Below are 15,172 nucleotides of genomic sequence, written 5' to 3' on the forward strand. Positions count from 1 at the left end.
AATGGACGTATTTCTACCCGCGTACCAGGAGCTGCATCCCGGTCCGAAATTTACGGCCCGTCTTAAGCAATGGAGCCAGACCCTCGCCATCCCGGAGGACGCCACGACCTATCTCCTGGAAATCGTGAAATTCTTGGGAATCGTGGCTTTGATCATGGTAAGCGCCTTGATCATGCTGATGGCGGGGTAGTAAGGAGTAAGCAGTTAGCAGTCAACAGTGAGCAGTGGGAACAGGCAAAAGCCCGATGTTTCGCTAACAGCTGATCTATAGCGTTTGCCATAAATTTATGCCACTGGCTAATTTTTAAATCCCCCTCAATCCCCCTTTTTCAAAGGGGTACTTTATAAGTAATTCCTTATAGTTCCCCAATTTACCAAAGGGGGTGAGGGGGGATTTGGGGTGTTAAAGTATCTCCTATTACGGAAAAAACTTTTGGCAAACGCTATAACTGCTTCAAAGGAAGTAGATTGCCGCACAGGCTGGAAAGCCTGTGCCACCACTGACTACTGACCACTGACCGCTGGCAACTGGTAACTGTATTTATGGGACGCACGGTTTTACCTTATAGCCACGTGTGGGAAGAGGAGCGCAGCCGCTGGCTCAAATTCCGCCGGGCGCTGCGCAAAGAGGACCAGGTCCACCTGGACCGGCTCTTTGAGCTGGCCCGCCTGCACCTCCAGGCCGGCGTGTACGCCTCCAACCCCTGGCCCCTGGAATCCATCCTTCTGTCTATGCTCCTGGAACACCAGAAGGCCTTGAGCTCCTTAGAGAGACGTCTCCACAGTCTGGAAGAGCCAGAAAGCGGCGTCAGGACGTAGGGGCGACCCGGCGGGTCGCCCCTACAGCTTCCCTTTCCCCAAACCTAACCTTTTCCCCATACCATGAAAACCCTTGGCTGGCTTTTTGATCTCTATCCGTTGCGCGACCGCATGGTATTGTGGTTCATCACCTGCTCTGGGGAGCGGCTGCGGCTGGAGGATGACTTCCCCTATTGCCTCTATCTTGGGGGACCCCAGGCGCGGCTTCGGTCCCTGGCCCGGGGTTTGGGGCAGCGAGGATGGCTGCGCCGGGCCTATCCGTCCCAAGGCCAGGATTTGTGGACCGGCCGTGAGATCCCGGTAGTGGCGCTGGAGGTCAAGGCTTATGACTTTCTGCCCCGATTGAGAAAGTATCTGGGGGCATTAACTGGCGAGGTGGCCTGCTATAACTGCGACATAGACATTGCCGCCTACTATCTCTATGTCCGCCGCTATTGGCCCTGCGCCTGGTATGAGGTGGAGGCCAAAGATGGGCGCGTGCTCCACCTTGAGGCCCAAGAGGACCCTTTTGCAGTGGAGTTTGACGTGCCACCCCTGGCCACCCTTACCCTGGGCCTCACCCGGGACCCGCTCATTCCATTGGGCGCGGGAAACGGCCTGGCGGTGGGGTGGGAAGGCCGCAGCCTGGAACTGGAAGCGCCGGATAGACCCGGCCTGGTGCGGGAGTTGGCCCAGTGGCTGAAGCGGGCGAACCCGGACCTGGTGTTAAGCGACTGGGGCGACGAAGAGATCATCCCCACCCTCACCCGTTGGAGCCGGGAGTATGACGAACCACTGCCCCTGGACCGGGAAGTGCGCCCGGCCCCCCGGCGCTTTAGCGGCGGCCGCAGCTATTTTTCCTATGGCCGCATCGTCTACCAGGGTTCCTCGGCCCCTTTCTACGGCCGCTGGCACCTGGACCGGCGCAACTCCTTCTACTACCGGGAGTCGGGCCTGAAGGGACTGATCCAGATCGCCCGCATCGGCCAGATGCCCTTGCAACAGGCGGCGCGCTCCAGCCCCGGGACGCTCATCACCTCCATGCAACTGGCTCGGGCCGTGGCGGACGGCATCCTCATCCCGTGGCGCAAGGCCGAACCCGAACACTTCAAAACCGCAGGGGAACTGCTCACTATCGACAAGGGCGGCCTGACCTTCATGCCGCCGCCGGGCCTGCACACCCACGTGGCGGAAGTGGACTTCGCCTCCATGTACCCTACTATTATGACCATTCATAATATCTCTCCGGAGACGGTCAACTGCAGCTGTTGCTTGGGAGCAACAAGGGTCAGGAGTCAGGGGTTAGGGGTCAGTAAAAATGTAACACCGCCGCCCCCTTCGGTTCCGATGCCGGCGAGGGCGCCGGCGCTACATTTAAATGTCAGGGCTGACTCGGTAGGGGCACAGCGTGCGGTGCTCCTGGAGCGGGAGTCCCCCGGCAAAGACCTCGGCGCCACCACCCCTCCGACCCACCCTTCACCCCGTAGGGGCGGGTTTGAAACCCGCCCCTACAACCCCTGGGCCTCCCCCTGCCCTCCCGTTCCTGAGGCTGATTATCGTCTCTGTCACCGGCGGGAAGGGCTGGTGCCCAAAACCTTAAGACCGATTTTGGCCTTGCGGGAGCAACTCAAGGCCCGAGCCAAAGAGGTGCAGGTCGAAGATGCGGCGCAGTATAAGGAGCGGCAAACCGCCCTGAAATGGATGCTGGTCACCTGCTTCGGCTATTTAGGGTACAAGAACGCCAGGTTCGGGCGGATCGAGGCCCACGAGGCGGTGACCGCGTATGGACGGGACAAGCTGCTCGCGGCCAAGGAGATTTTTGAGGACGCCGGCTTCACGGTGCTTCACGGTCTTACAGATTGTCTCTGGGTGCAGAAACCGGGACCGACTGATACAGGTGGCACAGGCGTCTCGCCTGTGCTGCGCCGGCCAGACGTTCAGGAATCACCCAGGTCTCATTTTCGCGAAAAGAAAATCCCCCCTGCCCCCCTTTTTCTAAGGGGGGTTCAAAGTCCCCCTTTGAAAAAGGGGGATTTAGGGGGATTTGAAGTTTTCCCGACAAAACATACGAACACCCCCAATGACCCGTTAAAGGCGAACCGGTATGAGCTTGAACTGGAAGACTTGTGCGCCAAGGTATCCGGGGCCACCGGGGTCAAGCTCGCCCTGGAGGGGGTGTACCGCTGGATCTATTTCATGTTTTCCAAGCAAGACCCGAACCGGCCGGTCGCCACACGGTACTTCGGGGTCTTTGAGGATGGGTCGCTCAAGGTGCGGGGTCTGGCTTGCCGGCGGCGGGATACCCCGCCCTTCGTACGCCGGGCCCAGGAGGCCATGTTACAAAAACTGACCGAGGCGGTGACCCCCGAGGAGTTGGCGCGCCTTAAGCCGGAGTTGGAGGAGATGGCCGAGGGTTTTCGGCAGAGCCTCCGGGAAGGTGGGCTTAACCCTCAGGACCTGGTCATTACCCGGGTGCTGTCCCAAAAGGTGGAAGAATACAAGGTGGATACCCCCACTGCCCTGGCAGCCCGGCAACTGGAAGCCGCCGGCATCCCCATCCAGCCGGGGGAAAAGGTGCGCTATGTGCACCGGGAAGGGAAAAAAGGCCCCAAGGAGTGCCGTGTCCAGGCCGCGCCATTCATAGAGACCCTGGATGGGTATGATACCCAGCTTTACCTGGAGTTGCTGGACCGCGCTGTGGAAGAAATTCTTCTGCCATTCCAGCATTAATGACAGACCGTGATGGAAGGCATTAGAGGAACACTCGATAATCAAGGTGCAAAGCCTTCCCCAATTTCTTGGCCATTTCCTTGCCGATGGGACGCTTGCCGCGTTCAATTTCGGAAATGTGCCTCTGGGGAAGGCCCACCCGCCCGGCCAGTTCCCTCTGGGTAATTCCTTCTTTGCCCCTGGCTCCCGCCAAGACCACTCCAGGCAAAGTTTTGTTGTCATACTCAGGAAACGCCTGACGCCACGGCAGCGAATCACCCAGTTTGACAAAACCCAAAGATTGCAACGCCCGGATCGCCTCATCCTGCCGACGGCCCCACAAACTTCAGCTCCACGGCATCCGAATCAATATGGGGCTCTTTCGTGAGTGCCCGCATAAGTAACCTCCACTACTTTTGAAGACTTATCCAACACTTCCCAAATGACCACATATGTTGGATGCCCCTTCTTGAGGTGGCAGTGATGGCGGTTTTTTCCCAAGGAACCGTAATTGGACCAGTTGCCCCGCACCGGCCCGGCCACTTCAATTTCCCGCATCAAGGTGATTATACCAAGTTGCGTCCATAGAAGTAAAAATAGCTTCGGTTTTGTAGGATCGTACCTGCATGTGCGGCCACCATGAGGGCGGACACATAGGTCCGCCCCTACAAAAACAAAATTACCTGTATGAGCGCAACTTGGTATTAGGCCCCTCCGAACCGGCAACGGCAAGAGTTCTATTTGTTTCACCACTTGTCTGGAAACCGTTATGGTCCACTGCATGACCTTATGATACCAATTATACCAAGTTGCGCTCATAGAAGTAAAAATAGCTTCGGTTTTGTAGAGGCACACTTGCCTGTGCGACCACTCTGAGGGCGGACACATAGGTCCGCCCCTACAAAAACTATAATTACCTGTATGACCGCAACTTGGTATTAGTAGTATCAAATGTAATATGCGTTGAAAAATTTTCAGGTATACGAAAAAAGAGGCGGGTTTTAAACCCGCCCCTACACGTTTGTTGCGAAAAAATAAGATGGTGCGCAAGGCGCACCCTACATTGACTAGATTTCCAGCCAGGAGTCGGAGAACAAGACTTGACCCATGATGACCCGGGCGGTCTTGGCGTAGTTCTGCAAGGTTTTGGACATGGATGGGATGTCCACGGATTTGCCTTCCATGATATCGGTAACAATTTTCACGGCTTCGGGCATTTTGCCGTTGACCACGTCGGCCAGCTCCTGGTCGAAGGAGTCTACGATGGCGGAGACCATGCCTTTTTGCTGGAGCATGATGACATAAGTGCGATTAATGATGGGGCGGAGCTCATCGGGCACACCGTTTGACGAGTTGGACAGACCGCAGGTAGACTTAGATCCCGGCGCCATATCCTGAAGCATCGACATATACTCCAGGGTGGCGATGAGCTGGTTTTGCTGGATGTTCAGCGGCGCGATGATGGGATCGAACCAGATGCGTTCGTTCTCGATGTCGTATTCCGCCGCCTTGGCCAGGATTTCAGCGGTAAGCATGCCGCGTTCGTGTTCGTCCCGGGGCATGCCTTCGGGGCCCCACATCAGGCCGATCATGTCGGCATCGTACTTCTTCACCAGGGGCATCATGCCGTCCATGCGCTCGGGCCGGGCCATGATGGAATTGATCAGGGCGCGGCCTTTATGGACCTTGAGACCAGCTTCCATGGCGGCGATGTTGGAGGTATCCAGGGCCAGGGGCACATTGGGCACCACTTCCTGGATGGCCTTGACTATCCATGTCATCAGCTCTTCGCCGCCTTTGCGGGCCGGGCCGATATTAACATCGATAAAATCCACCCCGGCCTCGGCCTCTTTCAGGGCCACCTCCTGGAGGGGCTTGGGGTTACGCTCCTTCATGGCTTGACCATAAACTTTGGTCACCACGTTCAGGTTTTCGCCGATTCGGTAAAATTTACTCATCAGGTGACCCCCTTCTTGACGGTGTTGTCAGTGGGGGAAGAAAGCCCCATGGCTCTCTTCCCATATTTATGAGGAACTCCCTCTACATGGTTTTCAGCAAGGCCGGGATATGAGAGGCTTCCCGAGGCCCGATGAGAACCTTCCAATCGGGCAGTTCCTCTTCCAGGTCACCGCTGATGCCCGCGGCATATCCGGGAATGAGCAGGGTCCGGGTCTTGACTTTGTCGGCAATCCCGCACTTTTTCACGAACATCGCCACCGAGTCGCCGGAGAATTTCCCGGCGGCCCAGGCGGTCATCACCGACAGTCCCTCGGTGTCTTGAATGAGCAGCCAGGTAGAAACCTTGCTGCTCTCGATTTCGCCGGACACGATGAAGTAGGTGAGGGCGAAGTTGGTGGTGATGGCTACGGGAGAATCCGGCCCCGGAGTGCCGATCTCGTAGATGCCCGGGGTGATGATCATGGGCTTCTGCGGGTCGGTGTAGATGTTGAGGCGCTCCAGCAGCAGCGGGAAGATCCCGTCGGCGGACAGGTCGTTGACCACCACGATGCCGCCGTATTTGGCGATGAAGACTGAAGCGTAGAGCTTTTCCATCATGGGGTCGTCAGTCATCTGGGCCGGGACCGTGATGGTGGGGAAGCCGAAGGGCCGGAACTTAGGCACCAGGGCGGCCCGCCGCAGAACTATCTGATCCTGGAAGGCCTGCTTCAGGTCGCGGCTGCCAGTGTCGATGATCAGGTCTTTAAGGCCCATACCGGTGAGCTTGGTGACGAGCTCGGCCAGAGAATCATAGCCCTCGCCCTTAGCCACCAGGGGCAGCCCCATCTCTTTGGCCAGGGCACCCATGGCGTCGACGTTGGCGGCGGTGGCTACACCCAGGGTGGGTTTGCGGTCTTTCACCGCTTCGGCGCCAGCCTTGGTCACGTCCGCCTTTTCGCTGCACAGCAGGATAGCGGCGTCGGTCTTATCCGCCACTTTTTTGGCCAGAGCGGCAAATTTGCCGGCATCGCCACCGGCATCATGAACAACTATCATTTCCGGGCGCAGCAGCAAACCTACCCGGTCATACTGCAATTTCATGAACTGGGCCAGCTTGGCATCCACTTCCGCATCGGAGGCGGCGGTGGTAACCAATCCGGCGATCACGGTGGGGTTGAAGAAGGTCTTTTCGTGACGGAACATCACGGTCTCACCGCCGATGGCCTTCACCCCTTCCTTCATCGGAAATTTAATGGGGCGGATGGGCGGGGCCGAAGCTTCGGCAAGTTTATCTTTTACCTCATCGGACACATAAGGACAGGCAGCCAACTCCGCCTTACCACTGGCCAGGGCCATGGCAAAGGCCAGACACGTGGGGTAGCCGCATTCCTTACAGTTGGTTTTGGCGAGCATTTTAAAGATTTCAATTCCAGTTAATGCCATCGTCTCTCTCCTTATCCATGACTGGTACCCGGCGGAGGCTAACCCGGATTGGCGTGGCCAACCCGCCGAGATTTTATACCAAGAAAGGGTCTGGAGGGGCGCACCTCCAGACCCCCGTTAGGGTTAGCCGATAATGGGATCCATCTCCAGGGCCGGGTGTTTCTTTTCCGTCAGGTAGGCCAGGATTTCGTCTTCAGTGACACCTACGGTCTCATCGGCAATACGATCGATAAGATCGGGAATCCCTTCTTCCTCACCCCGTGCCAGGAGCCGTTCCCGGAGTTCATCTTTCAGGATTTTGGGCATCCACACTACCCGTTTCAGGCCACCGTCGCCTATGATGAACTTCCGTTGGGTGACGTTGAACTTGCTGTGGCCCACGAAACCCGGGGTAACCTGCCCGCCGCCGATGACGCCGGCCAGGGTGGTGAACTTCATCCCGCAGGGGGTTTCACCGGTGTAGTCCCGGTTAACGGTCATAATGCCATTGCACATGGGCAGCACCGCGGAAATAGCCTCGCAGCAGCCGCAGGTGGTCATGGGATCATAGACCAGGCTGTACATGTTGTAGGAAGCAACCGACTGCCGGGAAGCCTTGAAGACGAAATCGTTGACACCCTGCCAGTTCCCCAGCTTCTCATCCAGGGTTTCGCCCTTCAGGATGGGCTGGTTGGGGCCGGTGGGGTTGATTTCGAAGGAGGCTTTGCAGTCCATCCAGTTATAAGCGCCGCAGAGGCCGGTCCGCTCAGGGCTGACCACGCAGACGTGGTTCGGCGCGAAGGACTGGCACAGGGTGCAGGAGTAGTAAGTCTCGGTGGTTTCATCACGCATGTTCTCGACCCGGCGGTCACGTTCGTGATAGATTTTCCGGGCCTGCTTGGTGATTTCGTCCACTTTGTCTTTATCGGTGTAAATCTTGATCTGACATTTGTCGAAGATGGCGCCGAAGTCCTGATGGAACTTGGCGTGGAGGATAGTGCCGATGTGTTTCAGGCTGAAGCCCTTTTCCACCGCGGATTTGCCGATGCGGTACCAGGCGATGTCCCGCTGCCCGATATGCATGACGCCCTGGGCGTAGTTCACCAGATGGTGAATCTGCCGTTCCAGGATGGGCTCGAAGTCGGGCTGGAAGGCCCGGCCGGCAACTTCAACCACGATCGCCATGGGCAGGCGCATGGGGATCTTGTCTTGCGGCAGGTCCGGAAGATCAAGACCGAAGACTTCCACTTTGCCGTCTTCCACTTCTTCCATGCGTTTGCTGGTGACCAACTCCACCGCCTGGGTCTTGCCGCCACCACACTCGGCGTAGAGGTCGTCTTTGCGGACGCGCTCACCTTCGAAGGCGGCGCCGAAGTTCACCGGGATGTCGATCGCGGTGATCGCGACCTTGAGGCCCCGGACTTCGATGGACTTCTGGCCCAACTCCGCCATGGGTACGTTGCTGACCACATGCTCATAAGTACAGATACCGGTGGGCAGCACCTGGGGGATGTCCTGGTTGGTGATGGTGGGGAAGCCCCAGTTGATACAACCGGCGGCGTTGGCGTACCATTCATCGGAGATTTCGGATACGGCGTTAACGAACGCGAAGATGCGGTCCTTGTTGTACAGGAGCATTTTCAGGGCCGCACCAGGCTTCATGCCACCGAAGGCCATGGCGGCCCGGTTGGCGAAGCCCAGAGCGAAGACCGCACCGGAGATGTCCGGGCTGAAGGGCACGATCCGGGTGGGCCAGCCGATCTGTACCCCGCCTTCCAGGAGCTGTTCAGGTACCGAGGTTTTGCCGTCAATGGACTTGGCGGCGCAGAAGATGTAGAGGTTCTTTTTCTGATATTCCGTGACCAGGTCCACGGCTTCCTGCACCGAGGGGGCGGCGCCGACGATGGCGGCGAACCCGGGGGCGGAGCCGTCTACGAACTCGACGCCACGTTTCCGGAAGATGGTGTCTTCCGCGGCGCCCAGCCAGATATTCTTGTCGCCTTTGCTATAGACTTCTTCCCCGCCCACATAGAAATTCGGATCATCCACGTAGCGGATGGCCTCGAAAATTTCTTCGGCGAACAGGGTGGCCAGACCAGCGTCCAGGCCGGGTCCCAAGTAGGGCAGGTAGTTGTGCTCGGCCGGGACCGGCGGCAGCAGGGATTTGCAGCGTTTCATGACGGGAACCGCGTCCTTCAGCTTCTCGATCTTGGTGCCCATCAGGGAGTAGATAATGGGAAGATAATAGGCGGTATTGGGGAAACCGATTTCCTGGTTTTCACCATATTTCTGGATGGCTTCGTCCAATTTGGCCGCGCACTTGTTTACGATCTTGTGAGCCCCGCGGATGGCTGCGGATATGATGATTTTCGACACTGTGACTTCCTCCTTCCTTTTTCGTAAAGGAAATTAGCTGCAAGGAACCGCCCTCCCTAGCGGCAGGGCGGCGCCGTTGATTCTTAATGCTCTTCCCCTGCTGCGGCGGCTTCAGCCATTTCCCGGCGCATATCCATGTCGAAGAGCACCCGCTCCCGAGCCTTGTCGATGCCCAGGGCTTTGCGCTTGCTGTCGATGTGGGCGATCATCTTCTTGGCCGCCAACTCCGGGTCGGGCTCGAAGTCCCACTTGCCGCCTAGCTCTTCTTCGATACCCTTGAACAGGTATTCGCTGAGGAGCTCGGACCCGGTGCTGGGGAAGGTGACCCCAAACAGGGTGTAGACGCCCGAGGCCACGAAGTACTGGCCGATGGCGATGGCTTTTTCACTCATCCACTCCGGCGCCGCGCCCGCCGCGGGCATATCGCAGATGTCGGTGCCCAGGCCGCCGGCCTTGATGCAGGCGGTGGCCGCCATCAGGATCCGGGAGTTATCCACGCAGGAGCCCATGTGCAGCACCGGCGGGATGCCCACGGTTTCGCAGACCTCGGCCAGGCCGGGACCGCAGTGCTCTTTGGCCGATTCCGGGCTCAACAACCCGAATTTCCCCGCGGTCATGGCGGAGCAGCCGGTGGTCAGGACGATGACGTCGTTCTTCAGCAGTTCCTTGATCATGGTGAGATGGGAGTTGTCGTGCATGGTGCGGCAGTTGTTGCAGCCCACCACGCCGGCCACGCCCCGCACCCGGCCGCCGATGATGTTGTCGTTCAGGGTGTAATACGAGCCGCGGATGGAGCCGCCCAGCAGGTACTGGATGGTCTCATAGCTGAAGCCCACTACGGTGGGATGGCTCTGGGACGGGATCAGCACCGGGGCACGGCGATTGGCGAAGTTGTCGATGGCTTCCCGCACTATATTCCGGGCCACGTCCAGGGCATGATGTTCGTCAAAGGGGATGTGCATGGTCTCCCCTTCGATCCGGGCCCGGGGATCGGTGGTAATCAGCTTGGTGTGGTAGCACTTGGCCACGTTGGCCAGGGACTGCATCTCGCACTGCACGTCCACCACCATGGCGTCCACCGCGCCGGTGATGATGGCCAACTCCTGCTGCAGGTAGTTGCCCGCCACCGGGATGCCGTGGCGCATGAGGATCTCGTTGGCGGAGCAGCACATGCCGGCCAACTGAACGCCCTTGGCGCCCTTGTTCTGGGCGTAGGTGATCGCTTCCGGCTCCTGGGCCGCCACGTAGATCATCTCGGGCAACAGCGGCTCATGGCCGTGGATGATGATGTTGACGTGGTCTTCTTTGAGGACGCCCAGATTGATCTCGCCGGCTACCGGTACCGGGCAGCCGAACAGGATGTCCTGGAGGTCGGTGGAGATCATGGAGCCGCCCCAGCCATCGGAAAGGGCAGTGCGGCTGCACTGCTTGATGATGTTGTGGTATTCCTGGTCCACGCCCATGTGGGTGCGGTGCATCAGTTCCACGACCTCGATGTCGTAGCCCCGGGGCACTATCCCCAGCTTGCGCCAGATCTCCTGGCGTTTCTTGGGAGCCCGGTTCACATAGGTGATTTCGCCGGTCTGCTGGCCAAACTCCGACAAGACCTTGTCCGCCAGTTCCTGGGCGATGACATCTTTTCCGCGGGGTTTGGCGTCGTCGCCTTCACCGTCGCTGATGGCCACGTTCCAATCCCGGGCCACCTTGCGCAGCTTGGCCACGTCTTTGATCTCATAACCCTGGGCCCTGCCGTGGGCCACTTCCTTGAACAACAGGGCGGTGCCACGGGAATGGTCATTGTGGGACGCAGTCCCGGCGCAAACCATGCGGGCGAAGTTCCGGGCCACGATGGTCTCGGCGGTGGCGCCGCACAGGCCCACAGCCTGCTTCTTCTGCTCCTCGCCTTCTTTCGCCTTCTTGGGCGGGGGCACGCGACAGGGACCCTGGGCGCAGATGCGGCAGCAGGCGCCCTCGGCCCCGATGGGGCAGGGCTTCATGGTCTGGGCCCGGTCAAAGATGGTTTCGATACCTTCCGCCTGGGCCTTCTTGAGCATCTCCTGGGTCGCAGGGTCTATAGAACATTTCATCACATCTAACTCAGCCATTGCTTTCCTCCAGTTTCTTACTTTTAGGGATGACCTTCATGGCCCCCCTTTGAAACAGAGCCCGATACCCAGAAGTGGAACAAGAATACCGTTTGGCTTAACGGGGCTGAACTCTGAGAAACAAGGTACATCTACTCCAGGTCCGGCGTCGTTTTAGCCGGCCAGTTCCTGGATGACTTTTTTTACCATCTTCACCGATTCCGGATGGCGCATGATAAGCAGATCGCTACCGGCCAGAAGCAGGTCCACGGCGGTGATGGCTTCCATCAGGATGCCCCGTTTGGTCTGGTCGCCCAGTTGCGGCGCCTCTGCGTTGGTCTGCTTGCACTCCTTCACCTTCCAGACTTCCTGACCGACGTAGTTGAGGATGGGGAGCTGCAGCTTTTCGTCTTCCTGGGTCAGGGCGGCCATGCGGTCCCGCTCCATGACGGAATAGGAATACTCCAGACCGTAGCCCAGGCCGCCAGTGGTGGGATCAACCAAAATATGACTGTCTTTGACGCCCAACTGGCCCAGAAGGATATTTAACTGTTTGGCCAGGTTGACATCGATGGGCGAGTTGGCCGAAACAGAGTGGCCATAGCCCAGGGCCGCGGCGCCGATCTTCTTGTAGTTCTTGTCCTGCACGGGACCCAAGGTGATGCTCTTGTCAGCACAGGCTTCAGCCACGGCAGGCAGGACTTCCGCGTCTTTTTCCACGTTGCTGGTGCCGTAGACGATCAGCGGCACATTAATGGCGGCCAACACCTTCTTGGCCGTTTCCGCAGCCGCCTCGGGGGAAGCGTTGTTCCCGTTGGGATCGGTGCTGTTGAGGATCAAAGCGATAGCTTCGGCGCCAAATTCATTAACGCACTTCTTCGCCCAAGCCACGGGGTCCCCGGCGACATCCTTAATGGTTTCATACACCGGGCCAGCCCAGTCTTCGCCCGGGTCCCGGTCCCAAATCTCCATGGCAATCCGGGGTTTGTTCGGCATGACCCCTTCAAACGTATAGAAGGGGTAGGAGGTTTCTCCTCCCAGGGTGATGGCGGTATCGCCTTTACCAATGGTTACCGTTTTGATCGAGCCAGAATACTTCTGTTTGGGAATTTCAAACGCCAAGGTAGTTCCCTCCTTAAATTTTCCGGAATTGCCGGCATCTTATCTTGTTATTAAAATGCGGAGGTATAAACATTGTGAAAATAATAATTAATTAGGCAACCTGTCAAGCAAAAAATCACGCGACAGGCATTACCTGTTATTGCACTTAAGACAACAACCGGTCAAAGATGGCGTAACCACCTTTTAATGCTGGGGAATCCGCTGGCAGGGTAAAAGTGGGAAGGCCCTGGCTGTCGAACTCGGCGAGTTGGGAATCCTCGGGGATTAAACCGGCCAATTCCAGACCCTGAGTGGCAATTTCCTCCGTGGTTCTGGAAGACAGGCCATTGCTCACCCGGTTAACAATGAGAACGGCCCGACCCGTCACCACGTTCAGGGACTGGGCCAGGTCCTTGAGGCGCCGAGCCGCCTGGATGCCCCGCCACGAAGGGTCGCTCACCAGCACCAGGAGATCCACCTTATGCGTGGTGAGGCGGCTCATATGCTCCATGCCCGCTTCATTGTCCATCAGGATGTAGGGGTAATTTTTCGCCAGGACATCCATGAAGTGAGCCACCAGATTATTGGCGGCGCAGTAACAGCCCGCGCCTTCCGGCTGGCCCATGGCGATGAGGTCGAAGCCCTCAGCCTCCACCAGGCATTGATTGATGCGCATCTCAATGAGCTGGTCTTTGGTCATGTCCCGCATGCCGCCGCCCTTTTTCATCTCTTCCCGCGCCGCGCCCACGGTGGTCTCCACCTCAAGTCCCAGGACTTCATTAAGATTGCTGTTAGCGTCGGCGTCCACCGCCAACACCGGTTGCTTGCCGTGTTCGATCAGGTAGCGCAGCAGCATGCCGGCCACGGTAGTCTTGCCGGTGCCGCCTTTGCCGGCCATGGCGATGAGAAAACTCACGATGGGCTCTCCTTACTGTGAAAGTATTCACATGTGATTATAGAAGAAAATAGCGAAAAAGTGAAGTTCTCTCTATACAGGCGCGCGTTTATAGCCTAGCCTGGTTTCGGCAAAGGCATAAAATGCTTGCAGGGTTTTGGGGATAAAAATTATAATCTTTAAGGTAGTGTGGGCAAAGTGACGGACGCGGCCACATTGCCGGCTCCCAACTGGGGGATCGTCCAATGGCAGGACAGCGGCCTTTGGAGTCGCCGATGGAGGTTCGAATCCTCCTCCCCCAGCCAACCCATGAGGATAGAAATCCGTAAACCCCAGGCAGACTCCCTGGGGTTTTTTTTCGGGGTGCCGGAGATGATAATGAGGATATATAGCGTTTGCCATAAATTTATGCCGCTGGCTGATTTTTAAATCCCCCTAAATCCCCCTTTTTCAAAGGGTGACTTTATAAGTAATTCCTTATAGTTACCCTTTTTACCAAAGGGAGGTTAGGGGGGATTTGGGGTGTTAAAGTATCTCCTAATTACGGAAAAACTTTTGAGCCTCTTGCAATAATAATCTTCTTACAGTGGAAACCTTATAGGGGTATTTAAAAATCGCCGGTAGCACAGGCTTTTCAGCCTGTGCTCATATAGGCTAAAACCTGCGACTGCATAATGTCTGGCAATTTTGCAAGAGACTCTTTTGGCAAACGCTATAAGTAAAACCAGCCTTAAAAAGTCATAATAGCCGTGAAAATCGGGGTATAGCTATAGAAGGAATTTTTCCCGACCAGGTCGATGGCCACCCCCAGTTCGCAGGACCAACGGGAGTTGAAGATATATTCGATCCCGGGCAGAACTCCCACATCATGGGTGATAACCTCCCGGGAATAGCGGAACAACGGACCCACATTCCAGCTCGTATAGCACTCGAGCAGGGCCACCCAGTGCGCTGTTAAGGGCCACTCTGCCGCCAGATTGACGGTAATCAGATCCCGGCCAGGCACCGACGGAAGGAGAGGGGAGGCCTGCTGATTAGCGGGCGCTCCAGCATCTGTGGTGGGGAAACTGTACCACAGGTTGGCATAAAGATAGATGGGCCCCACCCATTTGGCCAGGTTGACGCCGGGAGTGAAGACAAACATGCCGCCCCCCAGGGCATCGGTGCCCAGCCTGGCGGGATTGAGATTAAAATGGTGTCCGGTGGGAAAATTTACGCTCAATAACGGGGTAACCGTGGGGCGCCAATCGGTCTCTTCCCAGAGCTGATATTTGACCGTGCCGTAAAGATCTCCAAAGCCTGCGAAGCTGGCTGACTGGCTTCCCCCCGACCCGGGCGCCGAAACCTGCCCGGCCCAATTCTGGAACATGACGGACGTGAGGTAGACTTCGATGTTGGGGGCCAGACCGTAGGTAAACTTCACCGGCATTTCCAGAGAGTAAAAATTGCCGCCGGCGCTTACCCGGCGCCAGTTAGTCGAGAAATTTCCCGCCACCACACCCAGGCTCAAGTATGGCTGGATATTTAATTGACCGGGAGGAGCCGGGACCGCAGAGTCAGCGATGATCGGGCCGGCAGTAGAGGGATGCTCAGGGGCTGTCTCGGCCGCCGCGGCTATCCAGACCCCGGGCATGGCAGCCGTCCATATTCCCAGCACGATGGTCAGGAAGATCCAAGTCAAAATAATGGCTTCAGGTGGTCGAGATGCGCTATTATAGCAAAAAATCGGCCTCCGAACGAAAAAAGTCAGTTAACCTCCCAGGCTTTTTTTCGCCAGTCTGAGGCGTTAAGGTTTAACTAACTTGGGCACCATGCCGATAAGACATTTACAGCTTCTAAACAGAAAAAA

At 57.4% G+C, this 15,172-nt stretch carries 11 protein-coding genes and 1 tRNA gene; 4 read left to right on the forward strand and 8 right to left on the reverse strand.

Annotated features, from left to right (window positions below; all coding sequences use genetic code 11):
- Nucleotide 1: 1 nt before the first annotated feature.
- From WC600_07280 to WC600_07290, 3 genes are all read left to right on the forward strand, one after another.
- Nucleotides 2–190, forward strand: coding sequence for a hypothetical protein (locus WC600_07280; GenBank protein ID MFA4902533.1), 189 nt, complete (start codon nt 2–4; stop codon nt 188–190).
- Between the two features lie 353 nt (nt 191–543).
- Nucleotides 544–819 (forward strand): hypothetical protein, encoded by a 276-nt coding sequence (locus tag WC600_07285; GenBank protein ID MFA4902534.1) that lies wholly within the window; start codon nt 544–546, stop codon nt 817–819.
- 63 nt (nt 820–882) lie between these two features.
- The gene (locus tag WC600_07290) at nt 883–3,528 is read left to right on the forward strand and encodes a DNA polymerase domain-containing protein (protein MFA4902535.1); all 2,646 of its coding nucleotides are present in this window, start codon (nt 883–885) and stop codon (nt 3,526–3,528) included.
- 22 nt (nt 3,529–3,550) lie between these two features.
- On the opposite strand, the gene WC600_07295 is transcribed toward WC600_07290, so the two are convergent.
- The 7 genes from WC600_07295 to WC600_07325 form a co-directional block, all read right to left on the reverse strand.
- The gene (locus WC600_07295; GenBank protein MFA4902536.1) at nt 3,551–3,850 is read right to left on the reverse strand and encodes a helix-turn-helix transcriptional regulator; all 300 of its coding nucleotides are present in this window, start codon (nt 3,848–3,850) and stop codon (nt 3,551–3,553) included.
- 724 nt (nt 3,851–4,574) lie between these two features.
- Nucleotides 4,575–5,465, reverse strand: coding sequence for a dihydropteroate synthase (locus tag WC600_07300; GenBank protein MFA4902537.1), 891 nt, complete (start codon nt 5,463–5,465; stop codon nt 4,575–4,577).
- A gap of 82 nt (nt 5,466–5,547) precedes the next feature.
- On the reverse strand, nt 5,548–6,888 hold the full coding sequence (gene acsC / locus WC600_07305; GenBank protein MFA4902538.1) for an acetyl-CoA decarbonylase/synthase complex subunit gamma: 1,341 nt from the start codon (nt 6,886–6,888) through the stop codon (nt 5,548–5,550).
- 123 nt (nt 6,889–7,011) lie between these two features.
- Nucleotides 7,012–9,243 (reverse strand): acetyl-CoA decarbonylase/synthase complex subunit alpha/beta, encoded by a 2,232-nt coding sequence (acsB, locus tag WC600_07310; protein ID MFA4902539.1) that lies wholly within the window; start codon nt 9,241–9,243, stop codon nt 7,012–7,014.
- 83 nt (nt 9,244–9,326) lie between these two features.
- On the reverse strand, nt 9,327–11,348 hold the full coding sequence (cooS, locus tag WC600_07315; GenBank protein ID MFA4902540.1) for an anaerobic carbon-monoxide dehydrogenase catalytic subunit: 2,022 nt from the start codon (nt 11,346–11,348) through the stop codon (nt 9,327–9,329).
- A 153-nt stretch (nt 11,349–11,501) separates the two neighbouring features.
- On the reverse strand, nt 11,502–12,449 hold the full coding sequence (locus tag WC600_07320; GenBank protein ID MFA4902541.1) for an acetyl-CoA decarbonylase/synthase complex subunit delta: 948 nt from the start codon (nt 12,447–12,449) through the stop codon (nt 11,502–11,504).
- A 145-nt stretch (nt 12,450–12,594) separates the two neighbouring features.
- Nucleotides 12,595–13,344, reverse strand: coding sequence for an AAA family ATPase (locus tag WC600_07325; protein MFA4902542.1), 750 nt, complete (start codon nt 13,342–13,344; stop codon nt 12,595–12,597).
- 210 nt (nt 13,345–13,554) lie between these two features.
- Here WC600_07325 and WC600_07330 point away from each other — a divergent pair.
- Nucleotides 13,555–13,628 (forward strand) — tRNA-Gln (locus WC600_07330).
- A 425-nt stretch (nt 13,629–14,053) separates the two neighbouring features.
- On the opposite strand, the gene WC600_07335 is transcribed toward WC600_07330, so the two are convergent.
- Nucleotides 14,054–15,004 carry a transporter gene (locus WC600_07335; protein ID MFA4902543.1) on the reverse strand — a complete coding sequence of 317 codons (951 nt, stop codon included), beginning with the start codon at nt 15,002–15,004 and terminating at the stop codon, nt 14,054–14,056.
- Nucleotides 15,005–15,172: the final 168 nt, after the last annotated feature.

It is taken from the genome of Desulfobaccales bacterium, from assembly GCA_041648175.1.
Classification (GTDB): domain Bacteria; phylum Desulfobacterota; class Desulfobaccia; order Desulfobaccales; family 0-14-0-80-60-11; genus 0-14-0-80-60-11.

Excerpts from the sequence above, each read along its gene's own strand:
- WC600_07280 (MFA4902533.1), top strand. The coding sequence starts at position 2 with ATGGACGTATTTCTACCCGCGTACCAGGAGCTGCATCCCGGTCCGAAA.
- WC600_07285 (MFA4902534.1), top strand. The coding sequence starts at position 544 with ATGGGACGCACGGTTTTACCTTATAGCCACGTGTGGGAAGAGGAGCGC.
- WC600_07290 (MFA4902535.1), top strand. The coding sequence starts at position 883 with ATGAAAACCCTTGGCTGGCTTTTTGATCTCTATCCGTTGCGCGACCGC.
- WC600_07300 (MFA4902537.1), bottom strand. The coding sequence starts at position 5,465 with ATGAGTAAATTTTACCGAATCGGCGAAAACCTGAACGTGGTGACCAAA.
- acsC (MFA4902538.1), bottom strand. The coding sequence starts at position 6,888 with ATGGCATTAACTGGAATTGAAATCTTTAAAATGCTCGCCAAAACCAAC.
- cooS (MFA4902540.1), bottom strand. The coding sequence starts at position 11,348 with ATGGCTGAGTTAGATGTGATGAAATGTTCTATAGACCCTGCGACCCAG.